The sequence below is a fragment of the Streptomyces sp. NBC_01445 genome, assembly GCF_035918235.1.
Classification (GTDB): Bacteria; Actinomycetota; Actinomycetes; order Streptomycetales; family Streptomycetaceae; genus Streptomyces.
On the sequence record NZ_CP109485.1, the window covers coordinates 8531355 to 8556190 of the forward strand.

The 24836-nt window shown below is 68.6% G+C and carries 22 protein-coding genes; 17 read left to right on the forward strand and 5 right to left on the reverse strand.

The features are described 5' to 3' along the window. Nucleotides 1–4: 4 nt before the first annotated feature. The 3 genes from OG574_RS38835 to OG574_RS38845 are packed head-to-tail and all read left to right on the forward strand — an operon-like array spanning nt 5 to nt 3500. Nucleotides 5–592, forward strand: coding sequence for a cupin domain-containing protein (locus OG574_RS38835; protein ID WP_266667730.1), 588 nt, complete (start codon nt 5–7; stop codon nt 590–592). Then, nucleotides 589–2550: an acetoacetate--CoA ligase gene (locus OG574_RS38840; RefSeq protein ID WP_326777010.1), complete on the forward strand. Its 1962-nt coding sequence runs from the start codon at nt 589–591 to the stop codon at nt 2548–2550. Before OG574_RS38835 ends, OG574_RS38840 begins: the two co-directional genes overlap by 4 nt. Then, nucleotides 2547–3500, forward strand: coding sequence for a fumarylacetoacetate hydrolase family protein (locus tag OG574_RS38845; protein ID WP_326777011.1), 954 nt, complete (start codon nt 2547–2549; stop codon nt 3498–3500). The genes OG574_RS38840 and OG574_RS38845 overlap by 4 nt, the downstream gene beginning before the upstream one ends. 41 nt (nt 3501–3541) lie before the next feature. Here OG574_RS38845 and OG574_RS38850 read toward each other — a convergent pair whose 3' ends face one another. Continuing rightward, on the reverse strand, nt 3542–4081 hold the full coding sequence (locus OG574_RS38850; RefSeq protein ID WP_326777012.1) for a MarR family winged helix-turn-helix transcriptional regulator: 540 nt from the start codon (nt 4079–4081) through the stop codon (nt 3542–3544). A 112-nt stretch (nt 4082–4193) separates the two neighbouring features. Here OG574_RS38850 and OG574_RS38855 point away from each other — a divergent pair, with 112 nt between their 5' ends. Next, the gene (locus OG574_RS38855; protein WP_266667726.1) at nt 4194–5678 is read left to right on the forward strand and encodes an NAD-dependent succinate-semialdehyde dehydrogenase; all 1485 of its coding nucleotides are present in this window, start codon (nt 4194–4196) and stop codon (nt 5676–5678) included. A gap of 63 nt (nt 5679–5741) precedes the next feature. After that, on the forward strand, nt 5742–6761 hold the full coding sequence (locus tag OG574_RS38860) for a dihydrodipicolinate synthase family protein (protein WP_266667724.1): 1020 nt from the start codon (nt 5742–5744) through the stop codon (nt 6759–6761). An 88-nt stretch (nt 6762–6849) separates the two neighbouring features. Here OG574_RS38860 and OG574_RS38865 read toward each other — a convergent pair whose 3' ends face one another. Both OG574_RS38865 and OG574_RS38870 read right to left on the reverse strand, forming a co-directional pair. Then, nucleotides 6850–7836, reverse strand: a complete 987-nt coding sequence (locus OG574_RS38865) for an ornithine cyclodeaminase family protein (protein WP_266667722.1) — start codon at nt 7834–7836, stop codon at nt 6850–6852. A 65-nt stretch (nt 7837–7901) separates the two neighbouring features. Continuing rightward, nucleotides 7902–9242: an SLC13 family permease gene (locus tag OG574_RS38870; RefSeq protein ID WP_266667720.1), complete on the reverse strand. Its 1341-nt coding sequence runs from the start codon at nt 9240–9242 to the stop codon at nt 7902–7904. A 401-nt stretch (nt 9243–9643) separates the two neighbouring features. Between OG574_RS38870 and OG574_RS38875 the strand changes: the two genes are divergently transcribed. The 7 genes from OG574_RS38875 to OG574_RS38905 all read left to right on the forward strand — a co-directional run bounded on the left by OG574_RS38875 (nt 9644) and on the right by OG574_RS38905 (nt 17545). Next, on the forward strand, nt 9644–10147 hold the full coding sequence (locus tag OG574_RS38875) for a flavin reductase family protein (RefSeq protein WP_266667718.1): 504 nt from the start codon (nt 9644–9646) through the stop codon (nt 10145–10147). Nucleotides 10148–10200: 53 nt separating this feature from the next. After that, nucleotides 10201–11667, forward strand: a complete 1467-nt coding sequence (gene hpaB / locus OG574_RS38880; RefSeq protein WP_266667716.1) for a 4-hydroxyphenylacetate 3-monooxygenase, oxygenase component — start codon at nt 10201–10203, stop codon at nt 11665–11667. Beyond that, nucleotides 11667–13157: a fumarylacetoacetate hydrolase family protein gene (locus OG574_RS38885; RefSeq protein ID WP_326777013.1), complete on the forward strand. Its 1491-nt coding sequence runs from the start codon at nt 11667–11669 to the stop codon at nt 13155–13157. Before hpaB ends, OG574_RS38885 begins: the two co-directional genes overlap by 1 nt. Further along, complete coding sequence (gene dapA / locus OG574_RS38890; protein WP_266667712.1) at nt 13154–14101, forward strand: 4-hydroxy-tetrahydrodipicolinate synthase; 948 nt, start codon at nt 13154–13156, stop codon at nt 14099–14101. The genes OG574_RS38885 and dapA overlap by 4 nt, the downstream gene beginning before the upstream one ends. Continuing rightward, nucleotides 14098–15585, forward strand: coding sequence for a 5-carboxymethyl-2-hydroxymuconate semialdehyde dehydrogenase (gene hpaE / locus OG574_RS38895; protein WP_266667710.1), 1488 nt, complete (start codon nt 14098–14100; stop codon nt 15583–15585). The genes dapA and hpaE overlap by 4 nt, the downstream gene beginning before the upstream one ends. Beyond that, entirely contained in the window at nt 15582–16604 is a 1023-nt protein-coding gene (gene hpaD / locus OG574_RS38900; protein ID WP_326777014.1) for a 3,4-dihydroxyphenylacetate 2,3-dioxygenase, read from the forward strand. Before hpaE ends, hpaD begins: the two co-directional genes overlap by 4 nt. A 329-nt stretch (nt 16605–16933) precedes the next feature. Then, entirely contained in the window at nt 16934–17545 is a 612-nt protein-coding gene (locus OG574_RS38905) for a TetR/AcrR family transcriptional regulator (RefSeq protein ID WP_266667706.1), read from the forward strand. A 45-nt stretch (nt 17546–17590) separates the two neighbouring features. On the opposite strand, the gene OG574_RS38910 is transcribed toward OG574_RS38905, so the two are convergent. Together OG574_RS38910 and OG574_RS52830 are read right to left on the reverse strand one after the other, a co-directional pair. Next, nucleotides 17591–17791, reverse strand: coding sequence for a hypothetical protein (locus OG574_RS38910; RefSeq protein ID WP_266667704.1), 201 nt, complete (start codon nt 17789–17791; stop codon nt 17591–17593). Between the two features lie 639 nt (nt 17792–18430). Beyond that, on the reverse strand, nt 18431–19462 hold the full coding sequence (locus OG574_RS52830; protein WP_442816873.1) for a glycoside hydrolase family 3 N-terminal domain-containing protein: 1032 nt from the start codon (nt 19460–19462) through the stop codon (nt 18431–18433). A gap of 524 nt (nt 19463–19986) precedes the next feature. Here OG574_RS52830 and OG574_RS38925 point away from each other — a divergent pair. Genes OG574_RS38925 through OG574_RS38945 form a run of 5 tightly spaced genes read left to right on the forward strand, consistent with a single transcriptional unit; the run spans nt 19987 to nt 24786 of the window. Continuing rightward, complete coding sequence (locus OG574_RS38925; RefSeq protein WP_266667700.1) at nt 19987–20178, forward strand: ferredoxin; 192 nt, start codon at nt 19987–19989, stop codon at nt 20176–20178. Then, nucleotides 20175–21353, forward strand: a complete 1179-nt coding sequence (locus OG574_RS38930; protein WP_266667698.1) for a cytochrome P450 — start codon at nt 20175–20177, stop codon at nt 21351–21353. The genes OG574_RS38925 and OG574_RS38930 overlap by 4 nt, the downstream gene beginning before the upstream one ends. 12 nt (nt 21354–21365) lie before the next feature. Further along, complete coding sequence (locus OG574_RS38935) at nt 21366–22754, forward strand: MmgE/PrpD family protein (protein WP_266667696.1); 1389 nt, start codon at nt 21366–21368, stop codon at nt 22752–22754. Nucleotide 22755: 1 nt separating this feature from the next. Then, the gene (locus OG574_RS38940) at nt 22756–23577 is read left to right on the forward strand and encodes a mesaconyl-C4 CoA hydratase (protein WP_266667694.1); all 822 of its coding nucleotides are present in this window, start codon (nt 22756–22758) and stop codon (nt 23575–23577) included. 3 nt (nt 23578–23580) lie between these two features. Further along, complete coding sequence (locus tag OG574_RS38945) at nt 23581–24786, forward strand: NAD(P)/FAD-dependent oxidoreductase (protein ID WP_266667692.1); 1206 nt, start codon at nt 23581–23583, stop codon at nt 24784–24786. The last annotated feature ends 50 nt before the right edge of the window (nt 24787–24836 follow it).

Below are 24836 nucleotides of genomic sequence, written 5' to 3' on the forward strand. Positions count from 1 at the left end.
CCAGATGAGCAGCGCGCAAGTCCTCAAGCCGGTACGCCGCATCGTCACCGGGCACACCGCCAAGGGGCGTTCGACGATCGTCAATGACGGTCCGACCCCCAACGTCTTCGTGTCGACGGACGTCGAAGGGTTCGGCGCGATCGTGCCGTGGCAGACCGAGCCCGGTGACCTCAGCAACGACGACAACAACGACCCCGCCCCGGCGGAGGCCGAGGTTCCGATGTCCCCGAAGCTCGGCGGGACGGTGTTCAGGATCGCGAGCTTCCCGCCCGACGAGTCCTACAGCGACGCTGCCGCCGATTCCCTCTTCGGTGACATCGGGGGAGATCACGCCCGTGATGCCGCGCAGGACACCGAGGGCGACCGCCACTTCTGGTTCCACCGGACCGACAGCCTGGACTACGCGATCGTCCTCGAGGGCGAGATCTGGCTGCTGACAGATGAGGAGGAGACCCTCGCCAGGACCGGAGACGTGATCATCCAGCGCGGCACCAACCACTCCTGGGCCAATCGCAGCGATCGCACCTGCCGCATGGCGTTCGTCCTCATGGGTGCTCTGCCCGTCGGCAGCGCCGCCTCCGTCGTCTCATGAGCGCCGAGCATGACGACGTTCTGTGGCGGCCGACCAGGGCCGGGCACGAAGGCAGTGAACTGACCCGCTACCGAAGCGGGTTGAAGGACTACGACGGCGGGGCCGACTACCTGGACCTGTGGCGATGGTCGGTCGCGGATCCCGGCCGGTTCTGGGAGTCGGTCGCCGCGTTCGAGGACGTCCGCCTCGGCGGCGTCCCGGCCGGTCCGGTGGCTCCGACGGAGATGCCCGGGGGCGCCTGGTTCCCCGGGCGCACCGTGAACTACGCCGAGCACGTCCTGCGCCGCTGTCCGGACGAGGCGATCGTCGTGGTGGACGACGACGGAGCCTCCCGTTCGCTGTCGCGGTCCGAGCTCCGGGGGCAGGTCGCCGCGGTCTCGGCCGCGCTGCGCCGCCTCGGAGTGGGACACGGCGACCGGGTGGCAGCCGTCCTGCCCAACCGTGCCGAGGCGGTCGTGGGGCTCCTCGCCTGCGCCGCCGTCGGGGCCGTGTGGTCGGTCTGCTCGCCGGAGTTCGGCGCGGACGGAGTGCTGTCCAGGTTCGCGCAGTTGGAGCCCAAGGTCCTGCTGCTGACGGACGGCTATCACTACGGCGGCCGCACGCACGAGCGCGCTGACGAGATGCTGGCCGTGGTCGAGCAACTCCCTTCGGTGGAGCACGTGTTCTGGGTCGACCACCTCCACCCAGGCAGCGTGCCGCCCGCGGACCGGCCCGTGTCCCTGTGGAGTGAGGTCGTCGATCGGGGAGGCGAGCCGGAGTTCGACCAGGTTCCTTTCGACCACCCGCTGTGGGCCCTGTTCTCCTCCGGCACCACCGGAGCGCCGAAAGGCATCGTGCACGGCCACGGCGGCGTTCTCCTGGAACACCTCAAGGTCCTGCGGCTCCACTCCGACCTGCGGGCGGGCGACCGTTATCTCAACATCGCCAGCACCAGCTGGGTGGTGTGGAACATGCTGGTCTCCGGACTCGCGGTCGGCGCGACGATCGTCCTCCTCGATGGCAACCCGGTCCGCCCTGACCTGGGACGGGTGTTCCGGGTCGTCGAGGAGCATGGCGTCGACACGCTCGGGCTCAGCGCCGGCTATCTGCACGCTTGCCTCAAGGCGGACCTGGCCCCGCAAGCGAGTTCCTTGCGGACGGTGCAGGTCACCGGATCGCCCCTGTCCGACGACGGCTTCCGGTGGGTGTACGACCGGCTCGGCGCCGTGTGGCTCGCCTCCATGAGCGGCGGCACAGACGTGTGCTCGATCTTCGTCGGAGGCGCCCCTACCCTGCCCGTCAGGACTGGGCGCATCCAGGCCCCCGCCCTGGGAGTCGCCGTCGAGGCATGGGACGAGGCCGGCCGCCCCGTCGTAGGAGAACAGGGCGAGCTGGTCGTCACCCAGCCGATGCCGTCGATGCCCCTGAAGTTCTGGAACGACGTGGACGGCCGGCGCTATCAGGAGAGCTACTTCTCCACGTACGACGGGGTCTGGCGGCACGGGGACTTCATCGAATTCGACCCCGACGGCAGCAGCGTGATCCGTGGCCGCTCGGACTCCACCCTCAACCGGCAGGGGGTGCGAATGGGCCCCGCGGACATCTACCAGGTCGTCGAGGCGCTGCCGGAGGTCCGAGAGGCACTGGTCGTCGGCGCCGAACTGGGCCCGGACGCCTACTACATGCCGCTGTTCGTCGCCCTTCAGGACGGCGCCGACCAGGTGGGCGCGGCCCTGCGGATCAAGGAAGCGATCCGGGAGGGCCTGTCCCCACGCCACGTACCGGATGACGTGGTGGCGGTGCGCGGGATCCCCCACACCCGTACCGGAAAGAAGATCGAGGTGCCGGTCAAGCGTCTGCTCCAGGGCGCCGCACTGCGGGACGTGGTCGATTCGGGCGCGGTCGACGATCCCGAACTGCTTTTGGAATACGAGGAGTTCGCCCGCACCCACAGAAAATCCCGAGGAATCACATCATGAGCCGAACCTCTTTCGCGCTGGGGACCTTCAGCGCCGGACCGTCGCAGCCGTTCCCGGGCATCGTCGTGGCCGGCAGGGTGTACGACACCCGGGCCGCCGTGTCCACGGCGGTTTCGACGTCGCAGTTGCTCGCCGACTGGGAGACCTGCCTGGAGAAGTTGCAGAGTCTGGCCGATGCGCCCGTCGGCGAGGGGCGGCCGGTCGGCGAGCTGACCGTGCTCGCCCCGGTCCAGCCGCCGGGCCAGATCCTCGCCGCCGGCGCCAACTACCGCGAGCACGTCATCGAGATCACCGTGGCCCACCGCCTGGGGAAGGCGGACGCCACCGAGGAGGAACTGCGCGAGCAGGCGGCCCGCGAGATGGACGAACGTGCCGCTCACGGTGAACCGTACGTGTGGGTCGGCGTCCCGTCCGCGATCAGTGGCGCGTACGACGACGTCATCCTGCCGAGCCTCGGCGAGAACCATGACTGGGAACTCGAACTGGGTGTCATCATCGGCCGCGAGGCCCGCGAGGTCGGACGGGAGGAAGCCCTCGGCCACGTCGCGGGCTACACCATCTGCAACGACCTGACGACGCGCAGCCTCGTGCCCCGACCCGAGATTCCGATGATGGGCACGGACTGGATGCGGGCCAAGAACCAGCCCGGCTTCTACCCCACAGGCCCCTATCTCGTCCCTGCCCGTTTCGTACCCGACCCGCAGAACCTCGACATCACCCTGCGGCTCAACGGCGAGCTCATGCAGAAGGGCAACACCAGCGACATGATCTTCGGGGTCGCGGCCCTCATCTCGTACATTTCCCACCGCGTCGTGCTGCGACCGGGCGACATGGTCATCACCGGATCGCCGCAGGGCAACGGTTCGCATTACGGGCGGTTCCTGCGCGCGGGCGACGTGATGGAGAGCGAGATCACCGGGCTCGGCACACAGCGCACCGTGTGCTGGTAGCGGCCGTCATGACCGATGCGGCCGGTGGTGGGACCCGGCACCTACGATCGCTGTTTGACTTCGAACTGGAGCGAGTGGGCGGTGAGCTTCTCCAACAGGGCGATCAGTGTGTGCTGTTCGTCCTCGCTGAGAGCTCCCACCCACTCCTGTTCGCGTTCGTTGTGCGCCTGGTACGCCGTGGTGATGGCCTCACGGCCGGCCTCGGTGAGGCTGAGGAGCACCGCGCGCCCGTCGTACGGTGCGCGCTCCTTGGTCACCAGACCGTCGCGCTCCAGTGTCGCGATGAGCGCCGAGACGGCCGCCCGGCTCATGCCGGACAGCTCGGCGACCTTCTTCGCCTCGACAGGTCCCGCCAGCCAGATCGCGAACACCACCCGGAAACCTGCCCAGGACCAGCCGCGGGGACGGTGGACGGTGGATTCGAGGTCGTAGACCAGCATGCTCGCGGCCCGCGTGAAGGTCAGCACGAGCCGCATCGCCAGCGGATCCACGGCGGGCAACTCGCGGTGTGTGCGGCTGACCGCGTGGTCGATGAACGACCAGAAATGCAACTTATCGGCGTCCGGGTTCTCGTGGCTCACCCCAGGAGTCTAGGCGGCGCGGCCTTCCGGCCCTCGCCCGCCCGGCACGTCCCCAGGACGGCCCGGCGCCGATGCCCACCCCCCAATTCCCGCCTGTGAAAGAGGCAGTTCCATGAGTACGACCATTGCTCCCGAAGACCTCCTCACTGAGGGGTCACTGCTGCGCCAGTCCGCCTACGTCGACGGAGGCTGGGTCGACCACGGTGAGTCCGGGCGATTCGCCGTCACCAACCCCGCCACGGGCGAGACGCTCGCGGATCTGCCGGCCATGAACCGTGCCCAGGTGGCCGAGACGATAGCCGCCGCCGACCGCGCGCTGCCGGACTGGCGGGCCCGGTCGGGCAAGCAGCGTGCCCAGATCCTGCGCCGTTGGTTCGACCTCGTGACGGAGCACACGGAGGACCTGGCCCGCCTCATCACCCTGGAGGAGGGCAAGCCTCTGAGTGAAGCACGCGGTGAGGTGGCCTACGCGGCCTCGTTCATCGAGTGGTTCGCCGAGGAGGCCAAGCGCGTACGCGGCGACGTCTTCCCCGCGCCCGACCCGTCACGCCGTGTCGTCGTACTGAAGGAACCGGTCGGTGTGTGCGTCGCCATCACGCCGTGGAACTTCCCGGCGGCCATGATCACGCGCAAGGCCGCACCGGCCCTGGCCGCCGGATGCACGATGGTGGTCAAGCCGGCTGCGGAGACACCGCTGACCGCGCTGGCGCTGGCCGAACTCGCCGAACGCGCAGGGGTCCCGGCGGGCGTCCTCAACATCGTCCTGGGCGACGCCCGGGAGATCGGCCCCGAACTGACCGGCAACCCGACAGTCCGCAAGGTCAGTTTCACCGGCTCGACCGAGGTGGGCAGGATCCTCCTGGCCCAGTGCGCCGAGACGGTGAAGAAGGCCTCGATGGAACTGGGTGGCAACGCGCCCGTCCTCGTCTTCGACGACGCCGACCTGGAGGCGGCCGTGGAAGGCGTCCTGGCGAGCAAGTACCGCAACACCGGCCAGGCGTGCATCAGCGCGAACCGGGTGTACGTCCAGGCCGGCATCTACGACCGCTTCGCGGACGAACTCGCCCGGCGCGTGGCCCGGTTGACCGTCGGGGACGGCTTCGACCCCGCGGTGGAGCAGGGGCCGCTCATCGATGCCGCCGCTGTCGACAAGGTCCAGGACCACATCACGGACGCCACCCGTCACGGTGCGCGTGTCCTGTGTGGTGGGACGAGCCACGACCGCGGGGGATTCTTCTTCCAGCCGACGGTCCTCGCGGATGTCACCGCCGACATGAAGATCACGCGGGAGGAGACGTTCGGACCGGTCACGCCGCTCATCCGGTTCGAGGACGAGGCGGAGGCGGTCCGCAGGGCGAACGACACCGAGTACGGGCTCGCCGCCTACCTCTACAGCCGTGACGCGGAGCGGATCTGGCGAGTGTCCGCCGCTCTCGAGGCCGGCATGGTCGGCATCAACTCAGGGCTGATCTCCAACGAGGTCGCCCCCTTCGGCGGCGTCAAGCAGTCCGGCCTCGGGCGCGAGGGCTCGGTCCACGGCATCGACGAGTACCTGGAGATGAAGTACCTCTCCTGGGAAGGCGCCGGCGCCCGGTAGACCCCACGGTCACCACCCGTACAAGAGCACCTGTACAAAAGCACCCGCACGAAAGGAACCAGCATGCCCGCATACACGCGCGCCGAGGCCCGTGATTGGGCCCGCGAGAAGCTCGTCGGCGCTGTCAACTGCACCATCCCCTCGTTCACCGGCGACCTGCGCGGCATCAACGAACGAGGTATCCGCCACGACATCCGCCTCGCCAAGGAGCACGGCTTCATCGGCACCCTGGGCATATCCGAGATCAGCATCGGACTTGACGAGTACCTGGAGTTCCTCCGCATTGCGAAGGACGAGGCCGGCGACGGCTTCTACGTCGTCCACCACGCGAGCTGGAACAACCTGGAGCAGAACCTGGAAGCCGTGCGCGGTGCCGAGGCCGCGGGCGCGGACCTCGTGCTGCTGGCGTACCCGCCCAACTTCTACCCCGAGTCCGAGCAGGACATCTACGACTACACGAAGGCCGTCTGCGACGCCACGAACCTCGGGATCATCCTGTTCCCGATGACGATCTGGAACTTCGGCGCCCGCATCCACCCCTCGGACCTCCCGACGAGCCTGACCCGCCGACTGATCGACGACATTCCCAACATCGCAGTCATCAAGGCCGAGGGCGGATACCCGAACATCCAGAGCGCCGTGGAGTGCAACCGGCTCTTCGGCGACGAGGTGGTCATCTCGGTGCCGATCGAGGGCGATCTGATCCCGCTGTCGCAGGTGATGCCCATCCAGCTGTCGGCCACCAGCGATCACGAGTACTTCGGTCCGATGATCCCGCGGGTGATGCAGCTGCTCCGTGACGGCAAGCACGACGAGGCGACCGCCATCTACTGGCAGTTGCACGCGGCCCGTAAGACGAAGGCCGGACTGTTCGGCACCCTGCACGGGGGATCCGTTCTCAACCGTCAGGCCTGGAAGTTCCAGGGGTGGCTCCAGGGCTACAACGGCGGCCCGCTCCGTCAGCCGACGATGCGCCTGCAGGACAGCCAGATGGCGGCTCTGCGCAAGGGGTTGGTGGACTCCGGCTTCGAGCCGAGCATGGACCCGTTCCGCGAGTTCTTCATTGGACGTAACCCTGTGTGACGCGCCGGCCTGAGTAAGCCCTCGGGGGCGCCTCCACCGTCTGATGAAGGCGGTGGAGGCGCCCCCGAGGGCTGTTCGGTCTGTTGGCTCAGGCCTCGTGGAAGGCGCGGCTGATGCTCGCGTCCAGGGGCACACCGACGCCTCGCTTCTCAGCGACCCGGGCACACAGGGCCGCCACCGTGAGGTCCTGCAGGGCCGCTCCGACCGACTTGTAGAGCACGATGCCGTCGGCTGTGGCTCGGTCCGGGGCGCGGCCGGAGACGACATCGGCCAGGGTCACGAGCTTGTCGGTGAACTCGATGCCCGTTTCGCGCGCGGCGATGAAGTCACCGGTCTCGTCGGCGACTTCGCGGACCTGGTCGCACACCACGACGTCCGCGCGGTCGATGGCGGCCGGGTCGAGTTCGCGCTGCTCGGGCAGCGTCGAGCCGATGGAGACGACCGTCGTGCCGGCCTTGAGCCACGAGCCCCGGAGCGTAGGTGTCTCGTCCCGCGAACGGGCGGCACACACCACCAGATCCGCGCTCTCGACAGCCTCCTCAGGGGACTCGGCAGGAGTCACATCGACCGACAGGTCGGCGAAGGAGTCGGCGAACCGGGCCCGGCTCTTCGGGCTCGGGCTGAAGACACGTACGGAGGTGAGATCCATCGTGGTCGCCAGGGCGCGGAGGTGGTTCGTCGCCTCGAAACCCGATCCGATGACCGCGACCGACAGCGGCCGTCGCGGTGCCAGACAACGGACCGCGAGGGCGGAGGTCGCCGCCGTGCGGAACCCCGTGATCGACCGCCCGTCGAGCAGGGCGACGAGTTCCGTGGTCTCCAGGTCGAACAGCGCGACGAGGTAGGCGCCACGGCGATGGCCGTTCGACACAGCGATGAGCTTGGCCCCCATCACACCGCTGCCCGGCAGTATCCCGCTCAGGGTGCGCATCCACTCCTGCTCGCCGCGGGCCATCGTCCGAGGCGGGAAGTGCCCCTCGGACGTCGGTGCCGCATAAGCCTCGTGCAGCGCGTCGATGGCGGACTCCCAGTCGAGCAGGGAACGGACGTCGTGGTCGGAGAGAAATACAGCCATGAAGATGCCCTTTGCAGGTTGCGGGTGGTTCGGTCGCCGAGGCGAGCCGACCCGTACAGGCCGGCTCACCCCAGCCACATGGGAAGAAGGACGAAGAGGAGCAGTGGCACGGCGCTGCCCACCACGACCATGGCCGCTCCCCAGGCCATTAGTCGCCGGAACAGCGGTCGCCGCTGGTGCTCCTCGACGTTCGCCAGGAGCACCGCTCCCTGGAGTGAGAGCGGGCTGCTGTCGACGACGCTGGAGGAGATCGCGACCCCCGACAGGGCGCCAGCGGCGGGTACGGACGCGTGCGCGCCCAATACGGCTCCCAGTACTGGGACGAGAGCCCCGACGACGGCTCCGGTGGCGGAGAACAGCGAGGTCAGTGCGGCGACGAAGGCGATCAGCAGAACTGCCAGGACGGGGGATCCCGCACCGAGCAGCGCATCGGACAGCAGCCGCATTCCGCCGACCTTGGTGACCAGTCCGATGTAGGTCATGACGCCGCTGAGCATGAGCATGGTGGACCAGGACATGCTGGCGACGGCGTGAGTGTCCTGCTTCGGAGCCATGGCCGTGAGCAGCAGTCCGACCGCGAATGCGCTGAGGCCTACGTTGAACTGGAAGCCGACCCCCAGGACGACCAGTGCGGCGATGCCGGCGAGCGTGGCCAAGTGCTGGGGGCGGAGCGTTGCCGGGGCGGACACTGTCGTGCTTTCCTGCGTGGCCAGGACTGTGCCCAGTGTCGAGGGTGAGCCGTGCCCTTCCATCGGCTCCTTTGCCCGGGCCGGACCGATCCGGATGGACTCACTGCCGCGGCGCATCAGCCCCACGCCGCCGAGCAGGAGGTAAGCGGTCAGCGCGAGCGTGATGTTGAAGAGCAGGGAGCTGACGAAGACCGTCCCCGAGGAGTCGGGGAGCTTCGCCGTGGCAGCCGCCCCGTTGACGAGCGCACCGATCGGGCTGAGGGGCGACATGGATCCGGCATGGCTCCCGTGAATGACCATGATGCCCATCAGCAAGGGACTGATCTTGGCCTGCTGGGCGACCCCCAGTGCGACCGGGATGAGCACGGCGGTCGCCGCCGCGGGGCCGGCACCCATGGCGCTGAAGACGATCGCGAGTGCGTGGAAGATCCAGGGGATGACCGCGACACGGCCGCGCACGAGCCGCACGGCCGCCTCGGTGATCACCGCCATGGTCCCGTTCTGCCGGGCCACGGAGAACATGTAGGTGATTCCTGCCAGCAGGACAAAGATGTCGGCAGGGAACAGTGCGAAGAGGCCTTCGGCAGGGATGCCGGCGATGAGAATGCCGACGACGAAGGTCGCCGCGAACGACACCACGCCGATGCTGATCGGCCACACGGTCCCGATGATGAATATGGCGGGCAGCACGAGCAGGGAGACGCCGGCGACGGACATGGGGCCTCGTGCTCCTCGCTCTTCGGCTGGACGCGCCCGACGGAGACACCGGTGGCGCGGTGGGGCTCGCACAACGTCCCGACGTGCGAGCCCATGGCACAGCGCAGGTGCCGGACGGTGTGCACTTCCTGCAATAAACCAGATTCGAAACGGTACGTCTAGTATCAGGAGGCGGCTCATTCTGTGCTGCGGGCGATCGCTGCCGCATCGTCGGAGAGTCTTCGCCGCAGGGCTTCACAGGGGTCGCGAGGGCGAGTACCGTCCCAATTAATCAAAGCTTTGATTAGTGGGTTCGAGTCGAACTCACTCGATTTCCTTCCCTGTTCACGGGACCGCGCCCGACCGGTTGAGCGTCCCGCACGTGGCGCCGTTGCGGCGGCCGACTCAAGGGAGTCCTTCTCATGACACAGATGCTTGCCCCGCCCAGCCCGGCGGCCCTTCGTGCCTGCATGGCCCGGTTCGCCACCGGTGTCACCGTCGTGACGTACGCGGGCGAAGACGGCCCGCGCGGCGCGACGATGAACTCCTTCACCTCCGTCTCCGCGGAGCCCCCACTTGTCCTCGTCAGTGTCGCCCGTCGCGCTCGCTGCCACGACCAGCTGCTCGACCGCCCCTTCTGTGTGAACATCCTGGGGGCCGAACAGGAGCCGCTGGCACGGCAGTTCGCCGGGGCGCGCGAGGCGGCCGAGCCGCGCTGGGCCGACGGAACCTCCGTCCCGCGCCTGGCGAACCCCCTCGCCTGGGTGGAATGCGAGCCCTGGCGCACGTACGACGGCGGCGATCACACCCTCGTCCTGGGCCGCGTCACGGACCTCGGCCATCGCGACGGCGACGCACTCACCTACGCCTGGAGCCGGTTCGGCGCGGCGACCGAGTCGACCGACGGCTTCGAATACCTCATCTGATTCGGCGCGGCCCGCTCGCGGCCGCGCACTCCCACACTTTCAGGAGCACCAGCATGCCTGCACGCACCGGCAAGGAATTCCTCGAGCGACTGTCCAACTCCCGTGCCACCGTGCACATCCAGGGCGAGACCCTCAAGGGCGGCATCCAGGACCACCCCGCTTTCCGCAATGTCGTCCAGACGTACGCCGAGCTGTACGACCTCCAGCACTCCGACGCCCACAAGGACGTCCTCACCTACACCTCGCCCACGACCGGCGAGCCCGTCGGCACCTCCTTCCTCACCCCGAAGACTCCCGAGGACCTGGTCAAGCGCCGCAACGCGTTCAAGGTGTGGGCCGACCACAGCAACGGCATGCTCGGCCGTACCGGCGACTACATGAACAGCTCCCTGATGGCCCTCGCCTCGGCCGCCGACTGGTTCGCCCAGGCGAATCCGGCGTTCGGCGAGAACATCCGCCGCTACTACGAGCAGGTCCGCGAGCAGGACCTGCTGTGCACGCACACCCTGATCCCGCCGCAGGTCAACCGCTCGGTCGCCGGCACCCAGCAGGCCGGCGGCAAGCTCGCCGCCCGCATCGTGAAGGAGGACGACAACGGCGTCGTGATCCGCGGAGCGCGCATGCTCGCGACCATCGCTCCGTTCGCCGACGAGATGCTCGTCTTCCCCTCGACCGTGCTGCGCGGCACCCCCGAGGACAAGCCGTACTCCTACGCCTTCGCCATCCCCAACGACACCCCGGGCCTGCGCTACATCGCCCGCGAACCGCTGGACTACGACCGGCCGCGCCACGACCACCCCCTCGCCTCCCGCTTCGAGGAGTCGGACTGCGTGGTCGTCTTCGACGACGTGCACGTCCCGTTCGAGCGCTGCTTCGCCCTGGGCGACGCGGAGCTCTGCAACGGCTTCTACTCGCAGACCAACTCGGTCAACCACATGACCCACCAGGTCGTGACCCGCACCACGGCCAAGACCGAGTATGTCCTCGGTCTGGTGTCGCTCCTCACCGAGGCCATCGGCATCGAGCAGTTCGGCCACGTCCAGGAGGACGTGGCCGAGATCATCACCACGCTGGAGACGCTGCGCGCCTTCCTGCGCGCCGCGGAGGCCGACGCCGAACTCAACGAGTACGGCGTGCTCACCCCGGCCTGGGCGCCGCTCAACGCCGCCCGCAACCTCTATCCCAAGCTCTACCAGCGCTTCCCGGCGATCCTGCGCAAGCTCGGCGCCTCCGGCCTGATGGCCACGCCGACCGAACTGGACGTCAACGGCCCCGCCGCCGCCGACATCGAGGCCTACCTGCAGTCGGCCACGCTGACGGGCGCGGAGCGCGTCAAGCTCTTCCGCCTGGTGTGGGACACCTGCATCTCCGCCTTCTCCAGCCGGCAGGCCCTGTACGAGTACTATTTCTTCGGCGACCCGGTGCGGATGGCCGGTGCCTACGTGAAGTCGTACGACCGCGAGCCCTACAAGGCCAAGGTGCAGGCCTTCTTGGACCAGCACAGCCTGGAGCGCTCGTGATGACGCACCCGCTCGGCAATCCTCCCTCGAAGATCATCGCGGTTCACCTCAACTACCCCAGCCGCGCCCGGGAACGGGGACGCATCCCCGCCCACCCGTCCTACTTCCTCAAGCCGCCCTCGTCCCTCGCGGGCACCAAGGACGCCCTCGTGCGTCCGCAGGGCTGCGAACTCCTGGGCTTCGAGGGGGAGATCGCCCTGGTGATCGGCTCGCGCGCCCAGCGGGTGAGCCCTGAGGATGCCTGGGAGTACGTGCGCTGGGTGACCGCGGCCAATGACGCGGGGGTCTACGACCTGCGCTACGCGGACCGCGGCTCCAACCTCCGCTCCAAGGGGGCCGACGGGCTCACGCCGCTCGGCCCGCGACTCCTCGACGCCCGCCAACTCGACCCGGCCGCACTTCAGTTGCGTTCCTGGGTCAACGGTGAGCTGGTCCAGGACGACACCACGGACACCCTCCTGTTCCCCTTCGGGCAGCTGATCGCCGACCTGTCGCGCCTCGTCACGCTGGAGCCGGGGGACGTCATCCTCACCGGCACCCCGGCCGGCGCCTCCGTCGCCTCACCGGGGGATGTGGTGGAGGTCGAGGTCCGCGGCAGCGGCCTGTCCACGGGCCGTCTGCGCAACCCCGTCGCCGCCGGGCCCGCCCTGGAGGCGTACGGAGCGATGCCCAGGGCGGACGAGGTGGAGCGCGAGGCGGCGTACGGCACCGCCTACACGCCAACCCCCCTGCTAGCAAAGGGGCTTGAGGACGGGCTGCGGTCGGTTGCCGTCGCCACCCTCAGCGCACAGCTCCGCTCCCGCGGACTGCCGCACATGAGCATCGACGGCGTCCGCCCCACGCTGCCGGGCCAGAAGATGGTGGGCGTCGCCCACACCCTTCGCTACCTGCCCCTGCGCGAGGACCTCTTCAAGAAGTACGGCGCCGGCATGAACGCCCAGAAGCGGGCGATCGAGGAGCTGCGGCCCGGCCATGTACTCGTCATGGACGCCCGCCGCGACACCTCGGCCGGCACCCTCGGTGACATCCTCGCGCTGCGCGCCCAGACGCGCGGCGCGGCCGGGGTTGTCACCGACGGCGGCCTGCGTGACAGCGCCGCGGTCACCGATCTGGGCCTGCCGGTGTACCGCGGGGGTGAGCACCCCTCGGTCCTGGGCCGCCGCCATGTGCCGTGGGACTCCGGCGTGCCCATCGCCTGCGGTGGAGCCCTGGTCCAGCCCGGCGACCTGATCGTCGGCGACGCGGACGGCGTCGTGGTCGTACCGCTCGACCTCGCGGAGGAGCTGATCGCCGACTGCCAGGAGCAGGAGCTGCGCGAACAGTTCATCACCGAGCAGGTGCGCGCCGGGCACAGCGTGGACGGCCTCTACCCCCTCGGACCTGAGTGGAGCGAGCCGTTCGAGCTGTGGCGCCGCAGCCGCACGCACGACACATCCGACACTTCTGACTCTTCGTACGCCCCGCATGCCTCGCAAGGAGATTCCGCATGAAGTTCCGCAGCGATCCCGCCGTCATACGGGGATCCATCGCCCCTGTCGTCACCCCGTTCACCGACGAGGGCGCTGTCGACCATGAGGGCCTGCGCTCGCTGATCCGCTTCCAGCTGGATTCCGGCTCGCACGGCATCTCGCTCGGCGGCTCCACCGGTGAGCCGAGCGCGCAGACCGTCGCCGAGCGGATTGCCGGCATGCGGACGGCGGTCGAGGAGATCGGGGACCGGGTCCCCTTCCTGCCGGGAACCGGCTCGCACAAGCTGAACGAGACACTCGAACTGACCGCAGCGGCAAGGGACTTGGGAGCCGACGCGGCACTAGTGATCACGCCCTATTACGCGCGCCCCACCCAGGAGGCCCTCTACCGGTGGTACGCCACCGTGGCCCGCGAGTTCCCGGACATGCCGATCGTCGCGTACAACGTGCCCTCGCGCACCGCCGTCGACATCGCACCCGAGACGGTGAAGCGACTGTTCACCGACTTCGAGAACTTCGTCGGCGTCAAGGAGACGACGAAGGACTTCGAGCACTTCTCCCGTGTGCTCCACGCCTGCGGCCGCTCGCTGCTCGTGTGGTCCGGTATCGAGCTGCTGTCCCTGCCGCTACTCGCCCTGGGCGGCGCCGGCTTCGTCAGCGCGGTGGCCAACCTGGCGCCGACCGCCGTGGCACGCATGTATGAGCTGTGGGAGGCGGGCGACTTCGAGGGCGCCCGCGAACTGCACTACCGCCTGCACCCGCTGGTGGACCTGCTGTTCGTGGAGACCAACCCGGCCCCGGCGAAGTGGGTCCTGGCCCAGCAGGGGCGGATCGCCTCGCCGCACGTACGGCCGCCGCTCATCACGCCCACCGACCCGGGCCTGACCCGCATCCGCGCGCTCCTCACCGAGGGCGGCGACCTGACGCAGCAGCTGGGAACGCAGCAGAACGGAGCCGACCAGTGAGTAACTCGCCCGAGGGCCTGCCCTCGACCATCCGGCACTGGATCGGCGGCGAACTCGTCGACGCGTCCGACGGACGCACCTTCGACGTATCCGACCCTGCCTCCAACTCCGTCTACGCGCAGGCGGCACGCGGCGCAGCCGCCGACATCCAACGGGCTGTCACTGCGGCCGAGTCCGCCTTCCCCGCCTGGTCGGCCCTCTCGAACCGTGAGCGCGCCCGCGTCCTGAACCGCATCGCCGACGCCGTGGAGGCGCGCCACGACCGGCTCGCCCAGTTCGAGTCGTACGACTCCGGCCTCCCGATCACCCAGGCCAGGGGCCAGGCACGCCGCGCCGCCGAGAACTTCCGCTACTTCGCCGACGTCATCGTCGCGCTCGGCGAGGAGGCGTTCCGGCAGGGCGGCGACCAGTTCAGCTACGTGGTGCGCACCCCGGTCGGGGTCGCCGGGCTCATCACACCGTGGAACACCCCGTTCATGCTGGAGAGCTGGAAACTCGCCCCGGCGCTCGCCTCCGGCTGCACCCTGATCCTCAAGCCCGCCGAGTGGACCCCGCTGTCCGCGACGCTGTGGCCGGAGATCTTCGCCGAGGCGGGCGTGCCGGCCGGAGTCGTGAACATCGTCCACGGCATCGGTGACGAGGCCGGTCAGGCACTGGTCGACCACCCGGACGTCCCGTTGATCTCCTTCACCGGCTCGACCGACACCGGTCGGCACATCATCCGTTCCTCCGCCGAGCACCTGAAGACCACCTCCATGGAACTGGGCGGCAAGTCGCCGGTGGTCCTGTTCGCCGACGCCGACATCGAGGCGGCCCTCGACTCGGTCGTCTTCGGCGTGTTCTCGCTCAACGGCGAGCGCTGCACTGCCGGTTCACGCGTCCTCGTCGAGCGGCCGCTCTACGAGGAGTTCACCCGCCGCCTCGCCGAGCGCGCCGAGCAGGTCACGGTCGGACTCCCTGCGGACCCGGACACCCAGGTCGGCGCGCTGGTCCACAGTGAGCACTACGAACGTGTCCTGAACTACGTCGAGATCGGCAAGAAGGAAGCCCGGCTGGTGGCGGGTGGTGCCCGCCCCAACCACCTCGCCGAGGGCAACTACCTCCAGCCGACCGTCTTCGCCGATGTGGCGAGGGACGCCCGGATCTTCCAGGAGGAGATCTTCGGCCCCGTCGTGGCGGTCGCACCCTTCGACGACGAGGCGGAGGCGGTCGAGCTGGCGAACGCCACCCGGTTCGGCCTGGCCGCGTACATCTGGACCTCGGACCTCAAGCGCGGCCACCGCATCGCGCACGCCGTCGAATCCGGCATGGTCTGGATCAACTCCCACAACATCCGTGACCTGCGCACCCCCTTCGGCGGCGTGAAGGCATCCGGCGTGGGCCGCGAAGGAGGTGCCCACAGCATCGACTTCTACACCGAGTCCAAGATCGTCCACGTGGCCCTCGGAGACGTGCACACCCCCCGATTCGGAGTCGCCCGATGACTGCCGCGCCTGCTGTGACTGTCGCACCCGCACCGGACGTGGTGCGCTCCGCCTACGCCCAGCTCGCTGTCACCGACCTGTCCCGGGCCCGCTGGTTCTGGGTGGACATGCTCGGCTTCCACGTCCAGCACGAGGACGCCGGCTCGCTCTACCTGCGCGGAACGGACGAACTGACCCACCACTCCCTCGTCCTGCGCAAGGGCGAGACCGCGGCGCTCGACCACATCGCGTACCGCGTGCGTACCCCCGAGGACGTGGACAAGGCGGAGAGGTTCTTCACCGAACTCGGCCGCCCGGTAAAGAGGTTGAAGAAGGACGAGGGCACGGTCGGCGTCGGCGACGCGGTCCGCGTCATCGACCCGCTCGGCTTCCCGGTCGAGTTCTTCCACGACATCGAACGCGGCGAGCGTCTCATCCAGCGCTACGACCTCCACCGCGGCGCGCAGATCGCCCGCCTCGACCACTTCAACATCTGCACCCCCGACATCCCGGCCGCCTACGCCCACTACAAGTCCCTCGGCTTCGGCTGCTCGGAGACCATCGAGGGCGACGAGCACGAGCTGTACGCGGCGTGGATGTACCGCAAGCAGACCGTCCACGACGTCGCCTTCACCGGTGGTGCCGGACCGCGCCTGCACCACCTAGGGGTGGCCACCCACGAATCCCACCAGGTGCTGCGTACCGCCGACATCTTCGGCGCGCTCCACGAGGAGAAGCACATCGAGCGCGGGCCGGGCCGACACGGCGTCTCCAACGCCTTCTACGTCTACCTCCGCGACCCGGACGGCCACCGCGTCGAGATCTACACCTCCGACTACTACACCGGCGACCCGGACCACGAGACGTACCGCTGGAACGTCCACGATGACCGCCGCCGCGACTTCTGGGGCAACGCGGTGATCGAGTCCTGGTACAAGGAGGCGACCCCGGTGCTCGACCTCGACGGGCGGCAGCAGCCGGTGAGCACCTCCCTGCTGGACGAGTGCGCCGTCCAGATCGGGGCCGACGGACTCGGCTGACTGCGCGGAACAGCTCCGGTGCCGGGTGCGGCACCGGAGCGTTCAGCACGGCGAGGTCAGAGCGTGGATCGATGTGGACGGCCTCGGGCGGGGGCGCAAATGCCGCGATGGTGAACTGGCCGCCAGAACCGGCACCCTCCCTGGTCAACAGGGGTGACCCGACCTCGGAAACCGTTCGGTGGCTGCGCCGATTGCCGCGTATCCTGTAAAGGATCAAGTAGCCGTCCAAGGCTTCGACTTTGTCGAGGCAACTGCCCGGCTCAACCGTTGCTGGATGATCGGTCGGGCACGCGCCGAGATTGTCCACGTTGTAAGAGCGAGGGGGTGCCATGTCCGAGCAGGCGGCACCGACCACGGCGATCGCCCGGCCTACCAAGAGGCTCTCGGCAAGCCGTGAGCGAACCATCCTACGAGCCGTCTACGAGGTACTCGCTGAGTCCGGATACCAGGGACTGCACTACGAGGCAGTGGCGACCCGCGCCAGGACGAGCAAGGCCACGCTGTACCGGCACTGGCCCACCAAGGCGGACCTGGTGACCACGGCCATCAGCTACCGCCCGGCCGAAGACCTGCAGGTGCCGGACACCGGCACGCTGCGCGGCGACCTCCTGGCATACCTCCGGTTGCTCGCCGAGTGGATGAGTGGCGAGCAAGGCGCCGTGATCAGCGGTCTTTTCGTCACCATGCGCAATGATGCCGAGCTCGCGGCGCTGCTGCGCCCCTTGTTGATCCCCGCTGTACCGCCCGTCCGGGCTGTCTGCGAGCGGGCGGAACAGCGTGGGGAACTCGCCCTGGATCACCAGGACGTGCGATTCATCGATGAGCTCTGTGCGCCGGCCCTGTTCATGCGCCACGCTCTGCTCGGCCTGCCTCTGGATGCGGAGTTCGTCGAGTATCTGGTCGACGGCGTTGCCATGCCGCTGCTGACCCGCGCCACGTGACGTCCCGGTCTGCTTCGGCGGCCCTGGGGGTCGGCCTCGTTCGGGTCACGCGATGAGTCTGAGTTTGTGAGATACGACGAGTCCGGCGGTGCCGAGCACCATGGCGTGATCGTTGGCCTCGGCGAAGACGATCCGCGCGGGACCGGCCGCGGCGGCTGTAGCCGCTGTCGCGGTCCCGGCAGACATCTCGGCGCCGGGGTGTGCGGTGAGCCAGGCGGCGAGCGTCTCGCTGGCACGGTCGGCCAACAGGTCGATGGAGGGAGGTCTCGACGTCGACCAGGCTGGTTCCGTAGGTGCGCGCGGAAGGCGCAGTCGTCGACGCCCAGCACCCGCGGGCTGCGGGCGGGAACGTCGGGCGCCTGCAGCTGGCCGAGTAGCCGGTACTGGCCGGTGGGTACGGTGGGCAAACGGCACAGTCGCATGCCCGGTCGGCCGCCCGCTGTGAGCGCGACAGCCCGCCACAACGTCTTCACACCGGGGCCGGCGCGGGCATAACGCGTGGTCAGACCCTCGACCGGCTTGACGAACGCGCGGCGCCCGCAGCCACAGGCGGCGCAGAAGAACCGCAGGACCTCCAGTTTCACCACCACCCGGTGCCCGCCGACCGGGTACTCGGGGAGACGCCGTCCGTAGCGGCTGTGCACCCGGCGCTAGACGGTCGCGCAGTCCGGCACGTCAACTCCAGTACGACCCTGTGGACTTCGGCCACAGCCACCCCGTCCACTTCGGTCAACCGATCCAGCACCATCCCCACGGCATCCGGGAACAGCACGTCCTTCAACGCGAACAGATCCCCTATGGCCAGGGCATTCCCGCCGCCAAACGCACAGGCCGGGGACTACGCGATCGTGACCGTCACGAGATTCCGCCCAGACCTCTGTGTCCTTACCTCGCCCCGTCTACAGGGTCAGCCCCGCCCCGTACGGGAACAGCGGGTTCTCCGTGTCGTTGGGGACGTCGGGGCGTGAGGCGCGGACGGCGTCCATGGAGCGGGGGAGTTCGAAGGGGAGTCGTCCCTCCGGCTTGGCCCGGCCGAAGGCGACGTCCAGGAGGGCGGCGTCGCTGGCGCCGTAGTCGGCGACGAGGGTGGCGGCCCGCTCGGCGATCTCGGGGATGACCGCTGCCCGTTCCAGGTTGATGCAGACGATGGTCGGGACCGAGTCGAGCAGGTCGAGGATCGGCTTGAGTTCCTCGTCGGTGAAGGCCAGGGTCCCGGAGTGGAAGAACGACTCGAAGCGGTTGGCTCGCGGTTCGTACGGGGCGCGCAGGCGCAGTACCGCGAGCCGGGTCGGTCACCAACGTGCCGTATTCGTCCGCTACTTCGGCCGCGACGTCATCGACGTACAGCTTCGGGCGGCCGGTCACCGGCAGGGCGCCGGCCGTGTTGGCGAGGACGGTCAGTGAGCGGCGCTGTGCCTTAGCGCCCGCCTCGGTGAAGTCGGCGCGGCCGACGGTCTCGGCGGCCAGGTCGGCGTCGACGTACGGGGCGTCGAACAAGCCGAGGGTGAACTTCTCGCGCAGGATCCGGCGCAGGGAGGCGTCCAGGCGGTATTCGGGGATGCGGCCCGACTCGACGAGCTCGATGATCAGGTCGGTGCGGGACTCGCCGCCGAACTGGTCGCATCCGGCGTCCAACACGCGGGCCGCTCGCTGGAGTTCGGCCAGTGACTCGAGGCCCCAGGCGCGTGCTTCGTGCACTTCGCTGAAGATCTCGGCGTCGGTGATCAGGCCCCAGTCGGTGCAGACGATGCCGTCGAATCCGAGCTTGTCCCGCAGTAGCCCTTGTACGACGCCCTTGTTGAGGCCGAACCCGACTTCTTCCCAGTCGGTACCGATGGGCTGGCCGTAGTAGGGCATCATCTGGGCGCAGCCGGCGGCGATGGCCGCCTTGAAGGGTTCGAGGTGCAGGTCGCGCATGCCACCGGGGTAGACCTGGTTCCTTGCCCCAGGGGAAGTGCGGGTCCTCGCCGTCGAGTTGGGGGCCGCCGCCGGGGAAGTGCTTGACCATGGCCGAGACCGACTGCTTGCCCAACCGCTCACCCTGGAGGCCGCGGACGTAGGCGCGGACGAGCTCGCTCGCCGCGCTGAGCGACCCGCAACTGGTGTACGAGTTCGCGGACACAGTCTGGTGCCGCATGATCCACAACGGGCCTGATGCTGTGGCGAGTTCGGAGATCGCCTCCATGCCGGCCCCGTGATTTGTCGGCTTCAGATGCCCGCCTCACGTGCCCTGGCTCCATCGTGAGGGTCATGGTCACGATGCTCCACTGCCCATCATGCGTGTGACCTCGGTGGGTCATATGTTGAGTGTATCGATGAGTGAAGGAATTGATATTTGTCGGATCCCTCGGTGCGGGTCACTGTGATAACTGCTGGAGTCCCTACCGCTTGATACGCCATGCACCTGCAGGGCGGGCTCCACAAGAAGGGAGTCTTCCCAAATGTTCGAAGTCACAGTGGATTTCGCCAAGTGCGACGCGAACGGCACCTGTGCGGCGCTCATGCCGGACATCTTCCGTATCGGCGAGGACGGGCTGCTCGAGCAGCTGCGGACCGACGTCGAGGAGGAGCGTGCGGACGAACTTGAAGAAGTTGTCCTGTGCTGCCCGCTGGGGGCGATCTCCGCCTCATGACCACGACATTGCCGCACTTCGAACCGTTCGCGCCCGACGCCCTCGTGCACCCTGGAGGTGCTTTGGCGGAAGGCCCGCTCGCCCACGGCTCGGCCGGCTACACAGTCCTGAGCTTCGAACTCGCCACCGCCGTCCTGCGTGACAGCCGCTTCCGGAACGCCTCGCTCCAGTTGATGGAGGATTTCGGTATCAAGGAGGGCCCGGTACGTGACTTCCGGGCGGACAGCGTCCTGATGGCAGAGGGGCCGCGGCACCTTCGGTTGCGTACGCCGCTGGCCCGGTTCATGGGACCGGCCACCGTCGAGAACATCCGCGACGTGCTACGCGGGATCATCAGGGACCTTGCCGCGGACCTTGACCCCGCTGCCCCCGTCGACTTCCACGGTGTCATCGACCGTCGCCTGCCGGCCCGCGTGTACTGCTACCTCGCCGGCGCTCCGGTCGAGGACGCCCCCAAGGTCGCAAGCCTCTCGGAGCGGACCCTGTCGCTGCTCAACCGAGACCCGAGCCTGATCCCGGACATCCTTGAGGCCTACGACGAACTCTTCGCGTACCTGCGGGAACTCGTCGCCCGCAAGCGGGCACAGGGGTTGGGCGAGGACATGCTGTCGTTCCTCATCGGGCGGCACGATGCCGGCAAGCTCAACGAGAAGGAGCTCTTCGACGAAGCGACCGCAATGCTGGAGGCGAGCTCGGTCAACACCACGCACCAGGCAGGCCTGGTGGTGTGGACCCTGTTGCGCAACCGCGAGATCTGGCAGCGACTTGTCGAGGATCACACGCTTATCCCGGCAGCGATCACCGAGGTGCTGCGGTTGTATCCCCGGCCAGGGGTCATCAGCCGGATCGCTACCGAGGACATTGACTTGAACGGGACGGTCATCCCGACGGGTTCGGACGTCCATGTCGCGGTGTGGTCTGCCAACCGCGACCCTGAGCGCTTCGGGAGTCCGGCCGAGTTCGTGCTGGAGCGTGAGAACAACCAACCGCTGACCTTCAGCACCGGGGGCCACAACTGTCTCGGACAGGGGCTCGCCAAGGTCGAGATGGAAGAGGTCGTCCGCTACCTGGCCGACCACTTCCCCGACGCGGTTGTGGTGGAGGACGGCACCGAGATCGGTCAGGCGGGCGGCCGTTGGCTGGTCAAGTCCCTCTCCGTGGACCTCAGGCCGTAGGGGGAGAGACTGATGACTGACACGCAGCCATCGCTGACGGAACGCCTGGCCACGCACTGGGCGGATCTTCCGTTCGAACAGATCCCCACCGACGTTGTCGAGCGCGTCAAGGACAACATCCTGGACACGCTGGCCGTGGCGCTCGCCGGAGCCGGAACCGACGAGGCCACGCGGGTTAACGGAGCCCTGGCCGACGTGCAGGGCAACGGGTCGGGGAGCTTGGTCTGGGGTACGCCCCACAGGCTGTCGCCCGCGCACGCCGCACTGGCCAACGGGACGGCAGCCCACGCCCGCGACTTCGACGACGGCGGCGGTCCCGGGCACGCAGGATCCACGGTGCTGCCTGCGGCAATAGCCGTCGCCGAGGCGACCGGGGCGGACGGACCGGCGCTGATCGCCGCGACGATCGCCGGCTACGACATCGGCTACCGCACCCTGCAGTCGCTCGGCGGCTTCGCCGCGCACACCGACCGTGGATGGCACTCCAGCGGCACCATGGGCAGCTTCGCCGCAGCTGCGGCGAGTGCCAAGGTGCTGGGCCTGGATGCCGAGCGCTTCGCCGATGCCCTGGGAATCGCCGGCTCCTTCACCGGCGGCGTCTGGGCGTTCATCGACGACGGGGCCTGGACCAAGCGGATCCACCCCGGCAAGGCGGGGGAGACCGGAGCCGACGCCGCACTTCTCGCCCGGGCCGGGATCACCGGCCCGCGCCGGATCTTCGAGGCCGAATGGGGCGGCCTGTTCGCCCTGTACAACGGCGGCGAGGGCTTTCCCGAGAAGGCGCTGAAGGAACTTGGAGTCGACTTCAACGTGGCGAGCGCGTACATCAAGCCGTACGCCTGCTGCCGAGGCAGCCACTCGACCATCGACGCTGTGCTCGCGATGGTCGACGCGCGGGACATCCGGCCCCAGGATGTGCACCGGATTGTGATCACCGCCGGTGAGACAGCGGTGAACATGCTCTCCGTCGACCCCATCGAGTCGGTCTTCGATGCGCAGTTCAGCCTTCCGTACGCGGTCGCCGTCGCCCTCCATCACCGGCGCGTCGGGCTCGACCAGTTCGACCCGCCCCGTGTCGGCGAGCCTGCCGTCCGCGCAACGCTCGACAAGATCTCGATGCAGGTGGACATCGACATCCAGCTGGAGGACGGGCCGCTGCTGGAGGTCGAGTTCACCAACGGGGAGAAGGTGACCCTGGTCGCCGGCAACCCCACCACCGCCAAGGGGTCGGCCGAGAGCCCGCTCACGCATGCCGAAGTCGTGGGCAAGGCGGAGGAACTGCTCGCACCGTACGGGCCGTCGGTCGCAGACGGCCTGGTGCGTGCAGTGGAGAACCTGGACAACTCTCGGGACCTGACCGAGCTGCTGCGCGCGCTGCGCGCAGGAACACGAGGAGACTGACGTGGCCACGCGCGAAGCGACGCAGACCGTCGAACGGACCGAGGTCATCGCGGCCGAGCAGACGGAATCCCTGGCAGCGGCGCTGGACATCGACGTCCCTCACGCCGCGGGAGACATGGTGCCTCCACTGTGGCACTGGACCTACCTGCTGGAGAGGGGACCGGAACGGGAGCTCGGCGAGGACGGCCATCCCGAGACCGGAGTTCCCGCCCCGCCCGGTCCGGGACGCCGCCGCATGTTCGGCGGGGGGCGGGTGACGACCCATGGCGGGCTGGTGATCGGGGCGCCCGCCACCAAGGTGACCTCGATCGCGCGGTCCGTCGAAAAGGAGGGCAGGACAGGCCCGCTCACCCTCACCACGGTTCGTCAGGACATCCTTCAGCACGGTGAACTGGTGATCCGGGAGGAGCAGGACATCGTCTACCGGGCACCCGGCTCCAGCGCCCTGCCGCGCCCCGCCGTGAAGCCGCCCCGGAACGACGGTCCGAAGCTGGAGCTGGTCGTCGACGAGCGGCTGCTGTTCCGGTTCTCGGCGCTTACGTACAACTCTCACCGCATCCACTACGACGTGGACTGGTGCAAGCAGGAGGGGTACGACGGCCTTGTCATCCATGGCCCGCTGCTGGCCCTCATGATGGGCGAACACTTCCGCCGCCAGGGCATCGACCTGCGGGGCAAGACCTTTGCCTACCGGTTCGTCTCGCCGCTGACCAAGCCGCAGAAGATCACGATCGCCCCTTCTGCCAAGGGACTCGAGCACGGCGCCGAGGCCCGTGGCGCCGATGGCACCGTCGCCGCGGTGAGCACCCTCACGGAGGCATGAGCCGTGAGCCCATCCACCACCACCGACGTCGCCGTCATAGGCGGTTCCACTGCCGGCCTCCGCGCCGCAGAAGCCGTCGCACGCCACGCACCCGAGCTGAGCGTGACCGTGATCAGCGACGAATCCCACCTGCCCTACGAGCTGCCACCGCTGTCCAAGATCCCGCTGCACGACCGCGTCGACATCGACACGCTCGTCTACCCCCTGGCTCGCGACTTGCGGGACAAGGGCGTCGACTTCCGGCTGGGCACCCGTGCCAGGTCGCTCGACACCGGCTCGAACACCGTCCATCTGTCATCAGGTGGAGCACTGACCTACCGCGCTCTGGTCATCGCCACCGGATGCGAGGCCGTTGTTCCGCCGCCGTTCGCAGACCAACGCGGTGTGCACGTACTGCGCCGCTTCGAGGACGCGACGGCCCTGCGCGCCGCGGTCACCGACCCCAAGGCTGCCGTCGCCGTAGTCGGGGCCGGATTCATCGGTGGCGAATTCGCCTCGACACTCGCCAAGGCGGGGCGCACGGTCTCGCTCATCGACCTGGCTGCCAAGCCACTGGGGCGGTTCGGCGAACCTGTCGCCGACGCCTATACGGCGTTGCACCGCGGGGCCGGTGTCGGCCTGCATCTGGGCAGTGCCGTCACCGACGTCGTCGAACGGGACGGACGCCGTTCGTTGCTGCTGACCGACGGCACATGGGTACCGGCCGACGTCATCGTCGTCGGCGTCGGAGTGCGTCCTGCGATCGACTGGCTGAACGGATCAGGGCTGACCTTCGACAACGGCATCCTGGCCGACGCCACCCTGCGTGTCTCGCGCAACGTGTTCGCTGCCGGGGACGCGGTCCGCTGGCCCAACGCACGATTCGGCGCCCCCATGAGGATCGAGCACTGGACGAGTGCCGCCGAACAGGGCCGTGCGGCGGGAATCAACGCGGCGAAACTGATCCACGGCGACACGGGCGACGGTTTCGCCAACGTGCCCTACTTCTGGTCGGACCAGCACGGGGTCCGCATCCAGTTCGCGGGCTGTCTGACCGGAGATGAGGAGATCGAGGAGAGCAGTACCGGGGACGGGACGCTCTTCCTCTACCACCGCGGTGGCGTGGTCAACGGTGTGCTGGCGTTCGATCGCCGTGCCGACTTCGTGAAGCTGCGGGCCCTGCTGCGCCGGGAACTCACCCGGCGGGCAGCAGACGAGTTCCTGCGATGAACAGCCCCGCCAGGATCCGGCGGGCAAGCAACTGGCGAGGAGAAGGACGA

Excerpts from the sequence above, each read along its gene's own strand:
- OG574_RS38865 (WP_266667722.1), bottom strand. The coding sequence starts at position 7,836 with ATGGCTGTATTTCTCTCCGACCACGACGTCCGTTCCCTGCTCGACTGG.
- OG574_RS38855 (WP_266667726.1), top strand. The coding sequence starts at position 4,194 with ATGAGTACGACCATTGCTCCCGAAGACCTCCTCACTGAGGGGTCACTG.
- OG574_RS38860 (WP_266667724.1), top strand. The coding sequence starts at position 5,742 with ATGCCCGCATACACGCGCGCCGAGGCCCGTGATTGGGCCCGCGAGAAG.
- OG574_RS38925 (WP_266667700.1), top strand. The coding sequence starts at position 19,987 with ATGTTCGAAGTCACAGTGGATTTCGCCAAGTGCGACGCGAACGGCACC.
- hpaD (WP_326777014.1), top strand. The coding sequence starts at position 15,582 with ATGACTGCCGCGCCTGCTGTGACTGTCGCACCCGCACCGGACGTGGTG.
- dapA (WP_266667712.1), top strand. The coding sequence starts at position 13,154 with ATGAAGTTCCGCAGCGATCCCGCCGTCATACGGGGATCCATCGCCCCT.
- OG574_RS38930 (WP_266667698.1), top strand. The coding sequence starts at position 20,175 with ATGACCACGACATTGCCGCACTTCGAACCGTTCGCGCCCGACGCCCTC.
- OG574_RS38885 (WP_326777013.1), top strand. The coding sequence starts at position 11,667 with ATGACGCACCCGCTCGGCAATCCTCCCTCGAAGATCATCGCGGTTCAC.
- OG574_RS38905 (WP_266667706.1), top strand. The coding sequence starts at position 16,934 with ATGTCCGAGCAGGCGGCACCGACCACGGCGATCGCCCGGCCTACCAAG.
- OG574_RS52830 (WP_442816873.1), bottom strand. The coding sequence starts at position 19,462 with ATGCGCGACCTGCACCTCGAACCCTTCAAGGCGGCCATCGCCGCCGGC.
- OG574_RS38835 (WP_266667730.1), top strand. The coding sequence starts at position 5 with ATGAGCAGCGCGCAAGTCCTCAAGCCGGTACGCCGCATCGTCACCGGG.
- OG574_RS38845 (WP_326777011.1), top strand. The coding sequence starts at position 2,547 with ATGAGCCGAACCTCTTTCGCGCTGGGGACCTTCAGCGCCGGACCGTCG.
- OG574_RS38870 (WP_266667720.1), bottom strand. The coding sequence starts at position 9,242 with ATGTCCGTCGCCGGCGTCTCCCTGCTCGTGCTGCCCGCCATATTCATC.
- OG574_RS38840 (WP_326777010.1), top strand. The coding sequence starts at position 589 with ATGAGCGCCGAGCATGACGACGTTCTGTGGCGGCCGACCAGGGCCGGG.
- OG574_RS38935 (WP_266667696.1), top strand. The coding sequence starts at position 21,366 with ATGACTGACACGCAGCCATCGCTGACGGAACGCCTGGCCACGCACTGG.
- hpaB (WP_266667716.1), top strand. The coding sequence starts at position 10,201 with ATGCCTGCACGCACCGGCAAGGAATTCCTCGAGCGACTGTCCAACTCC.
- OG574_RS38875 (WP_266667718.1), top strand. The coding sequence starts at position 9,644 with ATGACACAGATGCTTGCCCCGCCCAGCCCGGCGGCCCTTCGTGCCTGC.